This is a genomic window from Nocardia macrotermitis, assembly GCF_009604405.1.
Taxonomy (GTDB): domain Bacteria; phylum Actinomycetota; class Actinomycetes; order Mycobacteriales; family Mycobacteriaceae; genus Nocardia; species Nocardia macrotermitis.
Genome location: NZ_WEGK01000007.1, coordinates 228913 through 246916, shown reverse-complemented (window position 1 = coordinate 246916; position 18004 = coordinate 228913). Strand labels below are relative to the sequence as shown.

Here is an 18004-nt window from a genome sequence, read left to right as displayed (position 1 = left end):
GCGCCGACCCGCGAGGTAACCCTTTGTCGACAAGATTGTTGACATTTCTGTCGGCAATAATCTACCGTCGAGGCAGAACGTGTCGTGTGGCACATTCCCGCTCGGTCCGGTGGCCGGGTGACGTGGAGCGAGTGAGGTGAGTCGATGCCCGGTGATCCGTCGCCGCACGCATCCGCACCGCTGCGGGTGGCGGTACTCGGATTCGGTGAGGCCGGAACGGAATTCGCCCGCGATCTGGTCGCGCTGGGTGCGGACGTTCGCGGTTTCGATCCGAAAGTGTCCGCGCCACAGGGTGTTCGGGAGTGCGCGAGCGATGCGGATGCCGTGCGTGGTGCCGACCTCATTTTCGGTCTGACTACCGCGCACGAGGCGGATTCCGTGCTGCGGCAGTCACTTTCGGGACTCACGCCCGGTGCGGTGTGGGCCGAGGCCAATACCGGCACTCCGGCGGCGAAGGTCCGGCTCTCCGAGATAGCGGCCGAGGTCGGGGTCGATCTGGTCGACGTCGCGATCATGGCTCCGGTACCGGGACGCGGCGTTCGCACACCCATGAACGTATCCGGTTCGGCCGCAAGAAATTTCGTGATCATGATGGACGGTCTCGGCATCCCGGTCGAACTCGTGCCCGGACCGGTCGGCGTGGCCAGCTCCCGCAAACTACTGCGCAGCGTCGTGTACAAGGGACTGGCCGGCGCGGTGGTCGAGGGTCTGGCGGGAGCCGAGGCGGCCGGATGCGCGGACTGGTTCCGCGATCACATCGCCGCCGAGTTCCGTTCCTTCGACGAGAACACACTGGACCGTCTGATCACCGGCACCCACACCCACGCCGCTCGCCGCGCCGACGAGATGGCAGCGGCCGCCGATCAGCTCACCGAGTTGGGCATCACCCCGCATATCGCCGCGGCGGCGCGAGACGCACTGCGGGACATCGTATTCGAGCAAGAGGCCACGAGCCGGGATTCGGGAGAGCAGTGATGGAGAACGTCGTGGTGACCGGATGCCCGCGGGCATCGATCGAGGATGCCGCAGCACTCGGCGAGTACGGCACGGCCACCGTCCACGAGGCGCAGGGCCGCACCGGTTTCCTGGGTCCGCGACTGCGTCCGGCCTGGCCCGGCGCGCGGATCGGCGGCACCGCGGTCACCGTATTGTGCTGGCCCGGTGACAATCTGATGATCCATGTCGCAGTGGAGCAGTGCCGCGAGGGTGACGTCCTGGTGGTGGCGACCAATTCCCCGTGCAGCGACGGGCTTTTCGGCGAACTGTTCGCCACCGCGTTGCAGCGGCGTGGTGTGCGGGGTGTCGTATTGTCCTGCGGCGTCCGCGATGTCGCGGATCTGCGGGAGATGGGCTTCCCGGCCTGGTCCACCGCGGTGAGTGCGCAGGGCACGGTCAAGGCGACCGCGGGCGCGGTCAACGTGCCGGTCGTCATCGAGGGGCAGGTGATCCGTCCGGGCGATGTGATCGTCGCCGACGACGACGGTGTGGCCTGCGTTCCGCGCGCGAATGTGCCCGAGACACTGAAACTTTCGGAGGCCCGCATCGCCAAGGAGCAGGCGGCGCGCGAGGCGTTCGCGGGCGGCGAACTCGGGCTGGACCGCTACGGTCTGCGCGAGCGGCTGCCCGATTTCGGCCTCACCTACATCTCCTATGACGACTACCGCGGTACTCGGGAGTCGTCGTGACGAACCATCCGGATCCGCTCGGTGGGAGGGCCGCCGATGAGGGGACGGCTCTCCCGTCGAGCGCGGACCGGGACGGCATCGCGTGCGTGTGGATGCGCGGCGGCACCTCCAAGGGCGCGTATTTCCTCGCCGCGGACCTGCCCGCCGACCCGGCCGCCCGCGACGATCTGCTGCTGCGCGTCATGGGCAGCCCCGATCCGCGCCAGCTCGACGGCATCGGCGGCGCGACCTCGCTGACCAGCAAGGTCGCGGTGGTGTCGCCGTCCGAACGGCCCGGTATCGACGTGGACTACCTGTTCCTGCAACTGGGCGTCGATCAGCCCACGGTGTCGGACCGGCAGAACTGCGGCAATATCCTGGCCGGGGTCGGGCAGTTCGCCGTGGAGTCCGGACTCGTCCCCGCATCGGGTGAAAGTTGTTCGGTGCGAATACATCTGGTCAATTCCGACAGTACGGCCACCGCGACGTTCCCGGTGCGCGACGGCCGTCCGGTGTACGACGGGGATACGAGTATCGACGGCGTGCCCGGGACCGCGGCACCGGTGACCCTCGCCTTCGAGGACACCGCGGGCTCGGCGACCTCCGGACTGTTCCCCACCGGCAAGGTGCGCGATACCGTCGAGGGCATCGAGATCACGTGCGTCGACAACGGTATGCCGGTGGTGGTGACAGAGGCCGCGAGCTTCGGGCTCACCGGATACGAGTCGCCCGCCGAGCTGGCCGCCGATACCGCGCTGGCCGAGCGGGTGGATCGGTTGCGGCGCGCGGCGGCGGAGCTGATGGGGATGGGCGACGTCGCGGAATCCTCTGTGCCCAAGACGATTCTGCTCGCGCCCGCGCGCGACGGCGGCCGGGTGTGCACCCGATCGTTCATCCCGGTGCGCCCACACACCTCGCTCGGTGTGTTCGCGGCGATCAGCGCGGTGACCGCGATGACGACGCCCGGCGCGGTCGGTCACGACATCGCCGCGGCCTGGCCCGCGGATCTGCGCCGCGTGGATGTGGAGCATCCCTCCGGGCATCTGCTGGTCGACATCGATCTGGATCATTCCGTGCGGCCGCCGCTCGTGCGCAGTGCCGGTGTGGTCCGCACTGCCCGAAAGCTGTTCGCAGGCAAGGTTTTCCCGCGCGCCTGAGGCGCGATCCGCTGGTCAAGGAGGACAAGACGATGGCCCCAGGTCACGACATCGCGCATATCGGACACGTGCAACTGTTGACGCCGACGCTGGACGAGAGCGTCGCATTCTTCACCGATTTCCTCGGGTTGCGCGTCGTCGGCGAGGGTGCGGGGGAGGTGTACCTGCACGCCTGGGACGACTATCAGCACCACACCGTAACCCTGCGCGCGCACCGGCACGGCGGTATCGGCCGCACCCATCTGCGCGCGACGAGCCCCGAGGCGTTGACCCGGCGGGTCGCCGCGCTGGAGGCGGCCGGTCGCGGAATCGGTTGGGCCGATGGCGAATCCGGCTTCGGGCCCACCTATCTTTTCACCGATCCGGACGGCCACGAATTCGGTCTCTACTACGAGGCGCAGTGGTACGAGGCCGATGACGACGATCGGCCGTCGCTGAAGAATCAAGCCGGGGCCTACCCCAGCGGCGGCGTGCCCGCGCGCAGGCTCGATCACGTCAACTTCCTCGGCCGCACCCCGGTCGACAACCGCGATTTCCTCGAGCAGACCCTCGGCGCGATGACGACCGAGCAGATCGTGCTGAACGACGGTTCGGTCGCGGGCACCTGGACGACGTTCACCAACAAGAGCTACGACCTGGTCTACACCCGCGACAATCTGGGCCTGTCGGGGCGGCTGCACCACATCGCGTTCGCCGCCGACAGTCGCGCGGATATCCTGCGCGCCTGCGATGTCGCCCTGGACCAGGGCGTTTTCATCGAGACCGGTCCGCACAAGCACGCCATTCAGCAGACGTTCTTCCTGTACGTCTACGAGCCCGGCGGCAACCGCATCGAACTGTGCAATGCCGGTGCGCGGCTGATCCTGGCTCCGGACTGGAAGCGGATCGACTGGTCCGAGGCCGAACGCGCCAAGGGGCAGGCGTGGGGTCTGAAGACGATCGAGTCGTTCCACACCCACGGGACGCCGACCGCCGAGGATCTCGCGCGTTCGCAGGACTGAACGAGCTTGCGGGACTGAGCAAGTCGGCAGGACGGCACAACCTGCCCGGATCGGCCCGGGGAACCTCGATGTCGCCGAGGTCGACCCTCCGATTTGAATGTTAACAATTTTGCTCGAAATAGTGTTGATGATATTGCGACAGATGTAACCTGCATCACTGGATGTAGCTCTACGAAAGGGACACAGGTGTCCTCGCTCGAATCCGGTGGCGTCACGGCCGCCCCCTCCCGGCGGTTGTGGCTTCAGGTCACCGCGGTCTGCTGGTTCCTCGTGCTGCTCGACGGACTCGATCTGTTCGTCTACGGCGCGACGCTGCCAGGTGTGTTCAAGGACAAGGCATTCGGGCTGACGCCCGCCGTGGCCGGAGACATCGGCAGCTTCAACACCTTCGGCATGCTGCTGGGCGCGCTGGCCGCCGGGGTGATCACCGACCGGATCGGCCGGCGCAAGATCATCCTGACCGGCGTGGTGGTGTTCACCCTGTCCGCGGCGGTCTGCGGTATGGCGCCCAACGTGCCGGTCTTCGGTGTCGCGCGGTTCACCGCCGGTATCGGACTGGGTGTGCTGCTGCCGACCGCGATCTCGATGGTCATGGAGTACGCGCCGGCCGCGCGCAAGAACATCGCGGTCACCTTCCTGATGACCGCGCATCAGGCCGGTGGTGCGATCGCCGGGGCCGTCGCGATGAACATCGTCGAATCGCTGGGCTGGCGGTCGGTGTACTGGTTCGGCGCGGCGCCGGTGGTCATCGCGGTGCCCGCCATCCTGTTCCTGCTGCCCGAATCGCTGACCTACCTGCTGGCCTCGGGACGCACCGAGCGGGCGCAGCGGATCGCGGACCGGTTCGGCGTCTCGCTCGCGGCCTACGCACCCGAGCCCGACGCGGCGAAGCGGCGCGGCAAGGTCTCCGAATTGTTCACTCCCGCACTGCGTTCGGTGACGGTGCTGTTCTGGATCGCCTCCTTCGGCGGGCTGCTGCTGGTCTACGGCGTGAACACCTGGCTGCCCACCATGATGCGCGCGCACGGCTACAACCTGGGTTCCGCGATCAGCTTCCTGCTGGTGATCAACCTCGGCGGCATCGTCGGCATGCTGGTCGCCGGGCGGCTCGCGGACCGGTTCGGCCCGCGCCGGGTCACCGTCATCTGGTTCGTGGCCACCATGTTCGGGATCGGACTGCTCGCGGTGCACATGCCGCTCTGGCTGACCTACGTGGACGTCTTCCTGACCGGTGGATTCCTGTTCAGCGCCCAGACGCTGATCTACGCCTCGGTCGCCACCTACTATCTGCCGAGCATCCGCGCCACCTCGCTGGGCTGGGTGTCGGGCATCGGCCGGTTCGGCGCGGTGTTCGGCCCGTGGCTGGGCGGCGTGCTGGTCGCACACGAGCTCTCGAACTGGGGATTCACGGTCTTCGCGGTAGCGGCGTTGATCGCTGCGGTGATGGTGGCGCTGGTGCGGGCGCGGCCGGTGAGCGAGGCGACCGGAAGCGCGGAACCGGTGCCTGCCACCGGATAACCCCGCCGATCAGCGCCGGACCCGCGATGCCGGGGGTCCGGCGCTGATCGCCGTCGCCGTCTCGACCAGTCGCCGGCCGATCGTGTCGATGCGCTCGGGGGAGAGCTCCACGAGCGGATGCACCGACAGCAGCAAGGCCGCGTGGCCGTGCTCGTCGAGGATCGGCGCACTGATCGCCGCGACCGGCCGCGACTCGGCGGCGTTGTTCGGAGATCCGATCGTGCTGCGGGCGTCGGATGTGAGCGAGGTCACGCGGATGGGGGATGTTCTCCAGGTACGGAGAGGCTGCTCCCATGTTCCGTACAGGTTGGGTCCTTAGCGTCGGTACCGATCGCACGACGGAAATCCGGCACTCGAAGGAGATCCACATGGACCACGCCACTCCGACCACACCCCGTCAGTTCCGTACGGCGGTGGTGCCCGCGGCAGGACTGGGGACCCGATTCCTGCCTGCCACCAAATCCGTTGCCAAGGAACTGCTTCCGGTGGTGGATACGTCCGGAATCGAGCTGGTGGCCGAGGAAGCCGCGCGGGCCGGTGCCGATCGGATGGTGATCGTCACCTCGCCCGGAAAGTCCTCGCTGGCAACGCATTTCACCGAGGATCCGGAGCTGGAGGGTACGCTCGCGCAGCGCGGGAAGTTCGGGCTGCTCGAACGGGTGCGGCGCGCGCCCAAGCTGCTCGAGGTGGACACCGTCCGGCAACAGCGTCCGCTGGGGCTGGGACATGCTGTGCTGCAAGCGGAATCGGTGCTGGCGCCCGATGAGAACGCCGTCGCGGTATTGCTGCCCGACGATCTGGTGCGCCCGCCCGCCGGAGCCGCCGAATCCGAACAGGACGGCGTGCTGGAGACGATGGCCGCGGTGCGGCGTCGCTGGGGCGGAAGTGTGTTGTGCGCGTTCGAGGTTCCGCGCGCGGAGGTGGGCGCGTACGGCGTCTTCGATGTGGCCGCGGCCCCCGACCCGCAGGACCCGGATGTGTTGCGGGTCAACGCGATGGTCGAGAAGCCCGCCGTCGAGGAAGCCCCCTCCACGCTGGCCGCCGCCGGTCGCTATCTGCTCGACCGGGCCGTGTTCGACGCCCTGCGCCGCATCGAACCCGGTGCGGGCGGGGAATATCAGCTCACCGACGCCATCGCCCTGCTGATCGCCGAGGGGCATCCCGTCCACGTCGTCGTGCACCGCGGCGTCCGCCACGACATCGGCAACCCGGGCGGATACCTGCGCGCCGCAGTGGATTTCGCGCTCCAGCGGGAGGAATACGCGGCGCCGCTGCGGGATTGGCTCGTGCAGCGGCTCGCGGTCAACGGGTAATCGCTACTTCGTCGCGGTCGTGTACACGGCCACGTCGTGCATATCGCCCATGCCCTCCGGTAGCCGGGGGACCGGGCGGCCGTAACGGGTGGCCAGTTCGGTGACGTCGGCCGAATTCACCTGCCAGCCACGGTCGGTCAGCCACTGGACCGGATCGGCGCGGTCGTCGGCGTAGAACAGTTCGGCGACGTCGACGTCGCCGAACGGGCTGGTCGCCATCTCCTGATTGGCCGCGCGCGAGATGCGGGCGATGTCGGGGCGGCCCGAAAACCCTTCCACGGCAAGCTGACTGCCCGGGGCCGAGAGCGTGTCGATCCGCTCGAACAGCGAATCCTGCGCCGCGCCGGGCAGATACGGCAGCAGACCCTCGGCGGACCAGGCGGTCGGGCGGTCCGCGTCGAATCCGGCGTCGAACAGCGCGCCGGGCCAGTCGTCGCGCAGATCGACCCCGACGGCGCGCAGTACCGCACGCGGCGCCACCTCGTTGTCCGCGAGCACCTGATGCTTGAAGTCCAGCACCTTGGGCTGATCGATCTCGAAGACGCTGGCGCCGATCGGCCAGTCGAGCCGGTAGGCGCGTGCGTCCAGTCCGGCCGCCAGGATCACCGCCTGCCGCACGCCCGCGGCCGCGGCGGCGAGGAAGAATTCGTCGAAGAACTTCGTGCGCACCCCGATCAGGCGCGCCACGGGCAGGAACTCCGAATCCTCGGGGGCGGCGAGGGCTTGCAGGGACCGCGGTTCGGCCGCGGCCTCGACGAACAGCCGGGCGTACTCGTCGCGGATCAGGGCATCGGGCAGGGCGGTCTCGGTCGCCCGGAAGGTCGCGACCCCCAGCGCGGTGATTCCCACACTGCTCACGATGTCCCAGGTGTCTCCATCGGTTCGCACTGATACTCTCCTCGATCATCTTGGCGCACTGAAAAACTCAGGCGTGCGACAACGGGTCGGTACTTGCTCCGCGAGCCAGCGTAAGCGCAAAGATGATCATCGTGTGGGATGAGAACGGTCGATCCGGACGAAACGCCCTCGCGGCGCGCCGGTGACACCGGTGTTTCACAATCTCGGGCAGGTCGAGCTCCGGCCGCGGCCGGGACCCGCGTCGGAACCTTTTACCGCAGCCCCGAAAAATCCCGCAGCACAACGTGATTGCGATCGGCCAAGCTGCCGAGAGCGTGGTCGGGGTGCAATCCGAAATACTGTTTGCGGGTGCGGGTGCTCCAGCGCAGCGCCTGTTCGGCGCGGGTCTTGTAGAAGTTGACCATGTAACCGCCGGAGTAGATCCGCAGCAGCAGGTAGCCGCCGGGGTACTCCTTGACCGCCGCGCCCTCGAGGAATTCGACGTTCACCGGGGAGTCGGGGCGGCCCACTCGATTGCGGTGGGTGTGGCCGGTGTGATGCAGGAAGACGCCCGGTGCGCGGCGGTACAGCGCGTGCAGCGCGGCGGCCGAGGCGCGGTCCAGGACGAAGCCGGGCCCGGCCGGATTGCTCACTGCCGCAGAGGAAGTCACCGGATGATGACCGAACATCAGGATGGGTCGATCCGGCTCGGTGGCCAGCGCCTCGCGCAGCTGACTCAGCTGCGGCGCGGTGAGCGTGCCGCCCGAACCGCGTGGCCGGGTGGTGTCCAGCGCGATGATGCGCAACCCGTCGACATCCGAAACCGCCACTCGCCCTCGGGCATCGAAGACCGAACCCCACGGATCGGCCTCGCGGGAGACGTCGTGATTACCGCGGCAGACGAAGTAGTCCCGGCCTGCGGCGCCCCAGGAATCCAGGCGCGCCCGCACCGCCGAGGACTGCTCGAGCGTGCCCGAATCGGTCATGTCACCGGCCACGATCAGGTGGTCCGTGCCCCGATCGGTGGCGCGCACATCGGACAGCAGCGCGTCGAGCATGATCTCCGGATGGCTGTGCGTATCGTGTCGCAGCCCGTTCGGGAATCCGGCCACGATCAGGCCACTGGTGCTCTCGCCGTAGTGGACGTCGTTGGCCAGCGCGATGGTGCGCAGCAGCGTGCCCGGCGGCGGGGTGAGCGTGGTGAAAACGCCTGTGGTTTCCGGTGATCCGGCCCGTCGCGTCACCAGTGTGCGGGCCGGTGCGGCGCGGTAGCCGCCGGAATACGCCTCGAATCGATACGCGCGGCCCGGCTCGAGCCCCTCGATCTGCGCGTAATGGTATGCGGTGGGCCGGGAGTCGAGGCTGTAGCGCCGGGGCGGATGCGCGGCATCCGCGGGCGCGATCCGGATCTCGGTGTCGGCCGGGGCCGGACGCAGCCGTCCGGCGTGATCGCGGGCCCGGGTCGTCCAGGTCAGGATCGCGGTGGTGTCGGTGACGGTCACCAGCTCGAGATCCGAGGCGATGATCGAATCCTGCTGCACCCGAACATGATCTGCTCGATGCAGGGTATAGGCCGACCTGGCGCGGAACGGAGTTCCGACCGTGACGGCGGCCGCCCCCGAGGCGGCATTGGCGACCCAGGTCGCTCGCAGACGTGCGTTCAGCATGAAAACCTCCGCCCGGGTACGGCCCGATGCCCCGACGATAGGCGCGCCGATTGAACGCCCCGGAGCCCGCACATGACCAATCGCCGCCCTGTGCTGAATTTTTCGGGGCCGCCGAATGACACCGTGATGTTGTGAGCGGAATGGGCAGGTCCGGCACGGGGTTGCGAGTTCCATGGAGATTCGTGTTCCGATCGGGGTGTCGGTGGCCCCGCGGCCCGGTGCGGCCAACGACGTGAGCGATGTGCTCGACCAGGTGCGCAACGTCCGGCGCGCCGGACTGCGGCAGGTGTGGTTCGGGCAGCGATTCGATTTCGATTCGCTGGTGCTGGCCGGGGTGGTAGCGCAGGCGGTGCCCGAGATCGCGGTCGGAACTTCCGTGGTGCCGATCAATCCGCGGCATCCGGTGGTGGTCGCCTCGCAGGCGCAGACCGTGCAGGCGGCCGCGGCCGGGAAGTTCCGGCTGGGGCTCGGATTGGGCGCTGCCACACTGGAATCCGCGGCGTTCGGCATCACCGAGGACAAGCCGGTGTTGCGGTTGCGCGAATATCTGACCGTCTTGCGGGAGCTGATCGAGCACGGTGGAGTCGAGTTCGCCGGGGAACGTATTCGCGTCAATCCGCACATGCCGACCACGGTGCACGGGGGCGGGCACATCCCGCTGCTGGTGGCCGCGATGGGGCCGCAGGCGCTGCGGGTGACCGGTGAGCTCGCGGACGGCGTCATCCCGAATCTGGCCGGACCGCGGACGCTCGAGTCCCATATCGTTCCGACGCTCGAACGGGCGCGGCCGTCTCGGCCGTTGCAGGTGATCGCGGGGGTGCCGGCGGTGGTGACCGATCGTGTCGAGGAGGTTCGCGCGCGGGCGGCCGAGTCCATGGCGTTCTACGAGCGGGTGCCCTCCTATCGTGCGGCGTTGGATCGCGAGGGGGTGGAGCGCGCGGTCGAGCTGGCTCTGATCGGGGATGAGGAGCATGTTCGCCGCGGCTTGCGGCGGTATGTCGAGGCGGGGGCGACCGAACTGCTGGTTACCCAGACCGATCTGGCGGGCGCCGATGATCAGGCTCGGACCTGGGAGTTTCTGGCCGGAATAGCGGGCTGAGGCGCTTCGGGGCGGCGGTAGGGCCGTTCGAATCGTTCGGCGGTGACCGCATCGCGTGGCTGCGCGGTGCGGGGCTCTCTGCCGTCCGCGGTCGGTTTCGGCGGTCCTTGTGGTGCCCGTTATGTCCCGATATGTGAGGCGTAGCACATGTGCGGGCGGCGGGTGAGTGAGATATCGGACAGTGGCGCTGAGCTTGCCGGATGCCGTCGGGGGTGGTCGCGGGCTTGACATCGGCGGGCCGCGGGTCTGGGATGTTTGTCATAGGAAACTAATTGTCGAATACATGTATTGCCGGGGTTGAGGGTTGCGGGGCTGCTGGACGAAGTCGAGGAGGTCGGGAAATGGACGAGGTGGCGCGTCAGGAACTGGTCCGGCGCATGACGGAGTTGGTGGCCCGCGATCCGCAGCTTCGTGCGGCGATCCCGGATGCCGCGGTCGGCGCGGCGATGGCTCGTGTGGATATTCCTCTGGCACAAGGTATTTCGGAACTTGCCCGGGGGTACGCCGACCGTCCGGCGCTGGGTATGCGGGCGCGGGAGTTCGTCACCGACGAGACCGGTCGTACCCGGGGACGGTTGCTGCCGCGCTACGACACGATCACCTACGGTGAGCTGTGGCGGCGCGTCACCGCCGTTGCCGCATCGTGGTATCACGATGCCGAAGCACCGGTTCGCGCAGGTGATTTCGTCGCCACCCTCGGATTCACCAGTACCGACTACGCGGTGCTGGATCTGGCGTGTACCGCACTGGGCACGGTCGCGGTGCCGTTGCAGGCCGGTGGGTCCGCGGCGCAGCTGATTCCGATCGTCGCCGAGACCGAGCCGCGCGTACTGGCCGCGAGCGTCGAACAGCTCGATACCGCAGTGGATCTCGCGTTGGCCACCGGATCGGTGAGCACGCTGGTCGTCTTCGATCATCATCCGCAGGACGACGACCACCGCGCCGCGGTCGACTCCGCGCGTGCGCGCCTGGCCGAACGTCCGGTGGCGGTGCGGACGCTCGCGGAGGTCATCGCGCGGGGCGGCGAGCTGCCCGCGGCGCCACTGCACACCGGTGCCGGCGACGACGCGCCGGCACTGCTCGTCTACACCTCGGGCAGCACCGGAACCCCCAAGGGCGCAATGTATCCCGAGCGGATGGTGGCGCGGCTGTGGCGCAACGGGGTGGAACGGCCGCTGCCCTCGATCGGGTTCAGCTTCATGCCGATGAGTCACGTCGCCGGACGCGGCTCGCTGCTGTCCTGTCTGGGGCGCGGCGGCACCGTGTATTTCGCGGCCCGCAGCGATATGTCCACGTTGTTCGACGATCTGGCGTTGGCGCGGCCGACGTTCGTGTTCTTCGTTCCGCGGGTGTGCGACATGCTGTTCCAGCGTTTTCGCGGTGAGGTCGACCGTCGGGTGGCCGCCGGGGGAGTGCCGGAGATCGTGGAGCGGGAGGTGAAAGTCGAACTGCGCGACGGGGTGCTGGGCGGGCGGTTCATCATGGCGATCACCGGCAGCGCGCCGCTGTCGGCGCAGTTGCACGAATTCATGGCCTCGGTGCTGGGATTCGAGTTGATCGACGGCTACGGGTCGACCGAATCCGCGGGCGGCATCATGGTGAACAATCTGGTGCTGCGGCCGCCGGTCACCGACTACAAGCTGATCGATGTCCCGGAGCTGGGGTACTTCGGCACCGACAAGCCTTATCCGCGTGGGGAATTGCTGGTCAAGGCCGAGACGCTCATTCCAGGCTACTACAAGCGTCCGGATCTGAACACGGAGATCTTCGACGCCGACGGCTTCTACCGCACCGGCGACATCATGGCCGAGCACGGGCCCGATCATCTGGTGTACGTCGATCGGCGCAACAACGTGCTCAAACTCTCCCAGGGTGAATTCGTCACCATAGCCAAGCTCGAGGCCGTCTACGTGGCCGCTCCGCTGATCGACCAGATCTACATCTACGGCAGCAGTGAGCGTGCGTATCTGCTCGCGGTGGTCGTGCCGACAGCGGAATCCCTTGCCACACATACTGATCCGGCTGCCTTGACCGCGTCGATCACCGAATCGCTACAGCGGGTCGCCCGGGCGGAGCAGCTGAACTCCTACGAGATCCCGCGTGCGGTCCTGCTCGAGGCCGATCCGTTCACGGTCGGCAACGGGCTGCTGTCGGGGGTCGGAAAACTGTTGCGGCCCAAGCTCAAAGCGCGTTACGGCGAGCGGCTCGAACAGCTCTACACCGATCTGGCGCGCGAACAGGACGACGAGTTGGCCGCGCTGCGTCGCGAAGCCGCGGATCTGCCGGTGCTCGACACGGTCGGGCGGGCGGCGCGGGCGTTGCTGGGCTGTGCGAGCACCGATCTCCGCCCGGACGTGCACTTCACCGATCTGGGCGGTGACTCGCTCTCGGCGCTGACGTATTCCACACTGCTGCAAGAGATCTTCGGCGTCGAGGTGCCGGTCGGCGTGATCGTCGGCCCGGCCACCGATCTGACCGCGCTGGCCCGCTACATCGAGTCCGAACGTGCCTCCGGCGGCAAGCGGCCCACCGTCGCCACGGTGCACGGCACCGGAACACGCATCCGCGCAGCCGATCTCACGCTGGACAAGTTCATCGATCCCGCGACGCTCGATGCCGCCCCGAACCTGCCGCGTGCCGGTCAGACTCCCACGACGGTGTTGCTGACCGGCGCGAACGGCTACCTCGGGCGGTTCCTGTGCCTGGAATGGCTACAGCGGCTGCACCTTTCGGGCGGTCGGTTGATCTGCGTGGTGCGCGGCACCGATGCTGCCGCGGCGCGTGCCCGGCTGGACGAGGTCTTCGACAGTGGCGATCCGGAACTCGTCGGCCGCTACCACACGCTCGCCGAACACACCCTCGAGGTGCTGCCCGGCGATATCGGTGAGCCGAATCTCGGTCTGAGCGAACAGGATTGGCACCGTCTCGCCGAGACGGTGGATCTGATCGTGCACCCCGCGGCCCTGGTCAACCACGTGCTGCCGTACGGACAGTTGTTCGGTCCTAACGTCGTCGGCACCGCCGAGGTGATCCGCCTGGCGCTGACCGCGACGATCAAGCCGGTGACCTACCTGTCCACGGTGGCCGTGGCCGGGCAGGTCGCGCCGGAGGTGTTCACCGAGGACGGTGACATTCGCGAGGTCAGCGCGACGCGTTCGATCGACGACGGCTACGCCAACGGTTACGGGAACAGCAAATGGGCCGGGGAGGTGCTGCTGCGCGAGGCACACGAGTTGTGCGGGCTGCCGGTGGCGGTCTTCCGCTCCGACATGATCCTGGCGCACACGCACTACGCCGGGCAGTTGAACGTCCCCGACATGTTCACCCGGCTGCTGCTGAGCCTGCTGGCCACCGGACTCGCGCCGAAGTCCTTCTACGCCACCGACTCCCGGGGCAATCGTCAGCGTGCGCACTACGACGGGCTCCCCGCCGACTTCACCGCGCTCGCGATCACCGAACTGGGCACCCGGATCGGCGCGGGCTTCGAAACCTTCGATGTGCTCAATCCGCACGACGACGGCATCTCGCTGGACGAATTCGTGGACTGGCTGATCGAGGCGGGCCACGCGATCGAGCGGATCGAGGACTACGGCGAATGGTTCCGCCGGTTCGAGACCGCGGTGCGCGCGTTGCCCGAGGACCAGCGTCAGCATTCGCTGCTGCCGCTGCTGCACGCCTACCGGGCTCCCGGCCGGCCGATGCGCGGAGCGGCCTTGCCCGCCAAGAAGTTCCAGGCCGCGGTGCAGGTCGCCGAGTTGGGGCCCGAGCGTGACATCCCGCACCTGGACCGGGCGTTGATCGAGAAGTACGCGACCGACCTGGTACTGCGGAAGTTGCTGTAGATCAACAGGATCCACCCGCTCAACGACGCGCGGGCTGCTGTGTCCGTGGCTTCGGAACACAGCGGCGCGGGTGCCCCGCTTGTCACGGGGCACCCGCGCCACAATCACCGCGGCGAGATCGTCGCCGCAGTGAAGTCGGACCCGGCTCCGGCACAGCATCATTCGCGAACCGACCTGCCGCCCTGGATGGACAGTCCGGCTCCGCGACCGCCACGCTGATGCCGCCGCACGGCCGAACGGTCGCGGGACCGCTCGGTCGATCGGGGCTAGGTGATGATCCGCAGCGGGTTCTCCAGCAACGCCTTGAACTGCTGCAGGAACTTCGCCGCGACCGCCCCGTCGATGGCCCGATGATCGGCGGACAGGGTGACCCGCAGCACCTTCCGGGACACCACCGCACCCGAATCATCCAGTCGCAGTTCATCACTCGCACCCCCCACGGCCAGGATCGCCGATTCGGGCGGGTTGATGACCGCGGTGAACTGCTCGATGCCGAACATGCCCAGGTTCGAGATGGTGAACGTGCCGCCGGACATCTCCTCCGCGCGGAGTTTGCGATCCCGGGCGCGTTCGGCCTTCTCGCGGCTCTCGGCGGCGATCTCCGAAACGCTCTTGCGGTCCGCGTCGCGGATCACCGGCACGAGCAGCCCGGCCGGGGTCGCCACCGCGATGCCGAGGTGGATTCCCCTGTGCCGCAACAGTTTGTCACCGGCGAAGCTGACGTTCACCGACGGATCCGTGCGCAGGGTGGCCGCGACCGCCTTGACCAGCAGATCGTTGACGCTTACCTTCCCTTTACCGGCGGATTCGAGCGTCGCGTTGACCTGCACCCGGAAGGCCAGCAGGTCGGTGACGTCGATCGCGCTGGTCAGGTAGATGTGCGGGGCCTGCTGCTTGCTCTCGGTGAGGCGGACGGCCGAGACCTCTTGGATGCGGGTCAGCGGGATCTCGTCGTAGTCGCCGGATGCCACGACCGGTGCGGTCGTGGGCGCCTCGGCCTCCGGCGCGACGGTTGTACCCGAATCGGTTGTGCTCGAGGCAGATTCGACATCACGGCGGGTGATGCGTCCGCCCGGTCCGGTGCCGGTGACGGTCGCGAGGTCCACGCCGCGTTCGCGGGCGATCTTCCGCGCCAACGGCGAGGACTTGAGCCGCTGACCGTCGGACGTGTTCGAAGCTGTCGCACCCACCTCGGATGCCACGGATTCCGTTGCGGCCGTGCGCGTATCGGTTCCGGACGCAGCGGCAGCGACCTCGGAACCGCCGGCCGGAACCTCCGCGGCCGCCGCGCTCGTGAGGCGCGCGGCCCCGCTGCCGTCTCCGACGAGCGCGATCGGTTCCCCGATCGGCACCCGCGCTCCCGCGTCGGCGAGGATCTGTTCGAGCACCCCGTCGTCGTAGGCTTCCAGCTCCATCAGCGCCTTGTCGGTCTCGATCTCGGCGATGACCTCGCCGCGCGCGACCGGATCTCCCACCTGTTTGAGCCAGGACGCGATGACGCCCTCCTCCATGGTGTCCGAGAGCCGGGGCATGGTGATCTCAGGCATATGTCTGGTCCTCTCAGCTCTGCCGTCGGCCCACGGCCGCAAGGGTTTCCACCGCGGCGGTGTACAGCGAGTCGGCGGACGGCAGGGCGATCCGCTCGAGCGGTTTGGCGTAGGGCAGCGGCACCTCGGCCATCGCCACCCGGCGTACCGGCGCGTCGAGATAGTCGAAGGCCCCGTCGGAGATCGACGCCGCGACCTCCGCGCCGATGCCGTAGGTGAGCCAGTCGTCCTCGCCGATCACCGCGCAGCCGGTCTTGCGGACCGACGCGACCAGCGTGTCGCGGTCCAGCGGACGCAGGCTGCGCAGGTCGATCACCTCGGCCGAGATACCCTCGGCGGCAAGGCGTTCGGCGACCTGGGTGCAGACCGTGGCCATCCGGGAGTAGCCGATCAACGTGATGTCCGAGCCCTCCCGGGTGACCGCCGCCTTGCCGATCGGCGCGGGCGGAATATCCTCGGGCACTTCACCTTTGGTGTTGTAGAGCGAGAGGTTCTCCAGGAACAGCACCGGGTCGTCGTCCTCGATCGCGGCCTTGAGCAGCGCGGCCGCGTCGGCGGGTGTGCTGGGCGCGACCACCTTCAGACCTGGGACGAACGCGTAGTACAGCTCGATGTTCTGCGAATGTGTCGCGCCGAGCTGCTGACCGCCGCCGCCGGGCGTGCGAATGACCATGGGCACGTTGGTCTGTCCGCCGAACATGCCGTAGATCTTGGCCGCGTGATTGACGATCTGATCCAGCGCGAGCAGCGAGAAGTTGATGGTCATGATCTCCACGACCGGGCGCAGCCCCAGCATCGCCGCGCCGATGGCCGCACCGACGAAACCCTCCTCGGCGATCGGAGTGTCGCGGACCCGCTTCTCCCCGAATTCGGCCAGCAGCCCGGCGGTGATCTTGTAGGAGCCTTCGAAGACGCCGATCTCCTCACCGATCAGGAAGACGTCGTCGTCGCGACGCATCTCCTGACGCAGCGTCTCGCGCAGCGCTTCGCGATATGTGATGACGGGCAAGGGATTACCTTTCGAAAGGAACGTCGGACCGCGATGTGCGGGAAGTCGCCCGGACCAACCGGTCCCGGTTACCGCTGGACATCGGCCGGGAACAGCGGATCGGCGGGCAGGCGGCGCAGTTCCCCGGGGACGGGAGTCGCGTACGTGTAGTCGAACAGGCTGGACGGATCCGGATGCGGGCTCGACTCGGCGAATTCCACGGCAGCGGCGACCTTTTCGCTCACCTCGGTCTCGATCGCGGCGGCCGACTCCTCGCTGAGCACACCGGCCGCGAGCAGCCGGGCGTGCCAGAGCGTGATCGGGTCGTGCTCGCGCGCCTCCGAAACCGCCTCGGTGCTGCGGTATTTGGCCGGATCGACGACCGAGTGCCCCTTGAGCCGGTGACTGACCGCCTCGAGCAACGCCGGTTTCCCTTCGCGCCGTGCGGATTCGATGAGTTCGCTTGCCGCCTCGCGGACCGCGAGCACGTCGGTGCCGTCCACGCGCTCGCCGCGCATCCGGTAGGCCGCGGCCCGCTTCCACAGCTCCGGTTCGGCCGAGGACTTCTCGACCGTGGTGCCCATGCCGGTGTAGTTGTTGATCACCAGGAACACCACGGGCAGATGCCACAGCGCCGCGATGTTCAGCGATTCGTGGAACGCGCCGATATTCGTTGTGCCCTCGCCCATCTGGCACACCACCACGTCGTTCTCACCGCGATAGTCGATGGCCAGGGCCGCGCCGATGGCCAGCGGGACCTGCCCGCCGACGATCGCGTAGCCGCCGAGCAGCCGGGTCGCGGTGTCGTACATGTGCATCGACCCGCCCCAGCCCTTCGAGGTGCCGGTGGAGCGGCCGTACAACTCGGCCATCACCCGGCCCGGCTCGATGCCCTTGGCCAGCGCGTAACCGTGCTCGCGGTAGTTGGTGAACAGGTAGTCGGTCGGGCGCATGGCCGCGCCGAGCCCGACGACGGTCGCCTCCTCACCGAGATTCAGGTGGCAGTAGCCGCCGATCCGGGCCTGCTGATACGCCTGCGCGGTGCGCTCCTCGAAGCGGCGCACGAACAGCATGTCGCGATACAGGTCGCGCAGCAGTACGGGATCGGTTGCGGTGATACGGCTTTCGAGCGTCGCGGCTTCGGCTGCCGTGAGGTCGTCCAGTGCGGCGTCGGGCGCGGTGGTCTTCTTCGCGCGAGTGGATTTGGCCGGTGCGACAGCGACGGTCTCGTCGGTACCCGACTCGGAATCCTGCGCCGGAACGGATTTGGCGGCGGTGGCCGGACGTCCGTCGGCCGGCCGGGTGGCCTTGCGGGTGGATTTGCGCGGCGTGGTGGTGGTCACTTGTGGTGCTCCTCGAATTTCGGTGCGG

General features: G+C 68.1%; 14 protein-coding genes. 8 read left to right on the top strand and 6 right to left on the bottom strand.

The window, feature by feature from the left end; translation table 11 throughout:
• Positions 1-144: 144 nt before the first annotated feature.
• The 5 genes from NRB20_RS18410 to NRB20_RS18390 all read left to right on the top strand — a co-directional run bounded on the left by NRB20_RS18410 (position 145) and on the right by NRB20_RS18390 (position 5340).
• Positions 145-975 carry an NAD(P)-dependent oxidoreductase gene (locus tag NRB20_RS18410; RefSeq protein WP_153411361.1) on the top strand — a complete coding sequence of 277 codons (831 nt, stop codon included), beginning with the start codon at positions 145-147 and terminating at the stop codon, positions 973-975.
• On the top strand, positions 975-1685 hold the full coding sequence (locus tag NRB20_RS18405; protein WP_153411360.1) for a 4-carboxy-4-hydroxy-2-oxoadipate aldolase/oxaloacetate decarboxylase: 711 nt from the start codon (positions 975-977) through the stop codon (positions 1683-1685). The genes NRB20_RS18410 and NRB20_RS18405 overlap by 1 nt, the downstream gene beginning before the upstream one ends.
• Positions 1682-2821 (top strand): 4-oxalomesaconate tautomerase, encoded by a 1140-nt coding sequence (locus NRB20_RS18400; RefSeq protein ID WP_319945077.1) that lies wholly within the window; start codon positions 1682-1684, stop codon positions 2819-2821. The genes NRB20_RS18405 and NRB20_RS18400 overlap by 4 nt, the downstream gene beginning before the upstream one ends.
• Before the next feature lie 32 nt (positions 2822-2853).
• Complete coding sequence (locus tag NRB20_RS18395) at positions 2854-3822, top strand: VOC family protein (protein WP_153411359.1); 969 nt, start codon at positions 2854-2856, stop codon at positions 3820-3822.
• A 186-nt stretch (positions 3823-4008) separates the two neighbouring features.
• A complete protein-coding gene (locus NRB20_RS18390) occupies positions 4009-5340 on the top strand; it encodes an MFS transporter (protein WP_319945076.1) in 1332 nt (443 codons plus the stop codon).
• Positions 5341-5349: 9 nt separating this feature from the next.
• Here NRB20_RS18390 and NRB20_RS18385 read toward each other — a convergent pair whose 3' ends face one another.
• On the bottom strand, positions 5350-5592 hold the full coding sequence (locus tag NRB20_RS18385; RefSeq protein ID WP_153411358.1) for a hypothetical protein: 243 nt from the start codon (positions 5590-5592) through the stop codon (positions 5350-5352).
• 116 nt (positions 5593-5708) lie between these two features.
• Between NRB20_RS18385 and NRB20_RS18380 the strand changes: the two genes are divergently transcribed.
• Positions 5709-6653 (top strand): UTP--glucose-1-phosphate uridylyltransferase, encoded by a 945-nt coding sequence (locus NRB20_RS18380; protein WP_153411357.1) that lies wholly within the window; start codon positions 5709-5711, stop codon positions 6651-6653.
• Positions 6654-6656: 3 nt separating this feature from the next.
• Here the strand turns inward: NRB20_RS18380 and NRB20_RS18375 are convergent, their stop codons facing one another.
• Together NRB20_RS18375 and NRB20_RS18370 are read right to left on the bottom strand one after the other, a co-directional pair.
• Positions 6657-7541 (bottom strand): class I SAM-dependent methyltransferase, encoded by an 885-nt coding sequence (locus NRB20_RS18375; RefSeq protein ID WP_319945075.1) that lies wholly within the window; start codon positions 7539-7541, stop codon positions 6657-6659.
• Between the two features lie 221 nt (positions 7542-7762).
• Entirely contained in the window at positions 7763-9157 is a 1395-nt protein-coding gene (locus NRB20_RS18370; RefSeq protein ID WP_153411356.1) for a metallophosphoesterase, read from the bottom strand.
• Between the two features lie 172 nt (positions 9158-9329).
• On the opposite strand from NRB20_RS18370, the gene NRB20_RS18365 reads away from it, so the two are divergent.
• Both NRB20_RS18365 and car read left to right on the top strand, forming a co-directional pair.
• Positions 9330-10256 (top strand): TIGR03564 family F420-dependent LLM class oxidoreductase, encoded by a 927-nt coding sequence (locus NRB20_RS18365; protein ID WP_153411355.1) that lies wholly within the window; start codon positions 9330-9332, stop codon positions 10254-10256.
• A gap of 341 nt (positions 10257-10597) precedes the next feature.
• Positions 10598-14098 (top strand): carboxylic acid reductase, encoded by a 3501-nt coding sequence (gene car / locus NRB20_RS18360; protein ID WP_153411354.1) that lies wholly within the window; start codon positions 10598-10600, stop codon positions 14096-14098.
• A gap of 266 nt (positions 14099-14364) precedes the next feature.
• Here car and NRB20_RS18355 read toward each other — a convergent pair whose 3' ends face one another.
• The 3 genes from NRB20_RS18355 to pdhA form a co-directional block, all read right to left on the bottom strand.
• The gene (locus tag NRB20_RS18355; protein WP_194289914.1) at positions 14365-15645 is read right to left on the bottom strand and encodes a dihydrolipoamide acetyltransferase family protein; all 1281 of its coding nucleotides are present in this window, start codon (positions 15643-15645) and stop codon (positions 14365-14367) included.
• Between the two features lie 13 nt (positions 15646-15658).
• The gene (locus NRB20_RS18350) at positions 15659-16645 is read right to left on the bottom strand and encodes an alpha-ketoacid dehydrogenase subunit beta (protein ID WP_319945114.1); all 987 of its coding nucleotides are present in this window, start codon (positions 16643-16645) and stop codon (positions 15659-15661) included.
• A 77-nt stretch (positions 16646-16722) separates the two neighbouring features.
• Positions 16723-17976: a pyruvate dehydrogenase (acetyl-transferring) E1 component subunit alpha gene (gene pdhA, locus NRB20_RS18345; RefSeq protein WP_319945074.1), complete on the bottom strand. Its 1254-nt coding sequence runs from the start codon at positions 17974-17976 to the stop codon at positions 16723-16725.
• Positions 17977-18004: the final 28 nt, after the last annotated feature.

Coding starts and splice junctions, on each gene's coding strand:
- NRB20_RS18355 (WP_194289914.1), bottom strand. CDS start 15,645: ATGCCTGAGATCACCATGCCCCGGCTCTCGGACACCATGGAGGAGGGC.
- car (WP_153411354.1), top strand. CDS start 10,598: ATGGACGAGGTGGCGCGTCAGGAACTGGTCCGGCGCATGACGGAGTTG.
- NRB20_RS18370 (WP_153411356.1), bottom strand. CDS start 9,157: ATGCTGAACGCACGTCTGCGAGCGACCTGGGTCGCCAATGCCGCCTCG.
- NRB20_RS18395 (WP_153411359.1), top strand. CDS start 2,854: ATGGCCCCAGGTCACGACATCGCGCATATCGGACACGTGCAACTGTTG.
- NRB20_RS18365 (WP_153411355.1), top strand. CDS start 9,330: ATGGAGATTCGTGTTCCGATCGGGGTGTCGGTGGCCCCGCGGCCCGGT.
- NRB20_RS18380 (WP_153411357.1), top strand. CDS start 5,709: ATGGACCACGCCACTCCGACCACACCCCGTCAGTTCCGTACGGCGGTG.
- NRB20_RS18405 (WP_153411360.1), top strand. CDS start 975: ATGGAGAACGTCGTGGTGACCGGATGCCCGCGGGCATCGATCGAGGAT.
- NRB20_RS18410 (WP_153411361.1), top strand. CDS start 145: ATGCCCGGTGATCCGTCGCCGCACGCATCCGCACCGCTGCGGGTGGCG.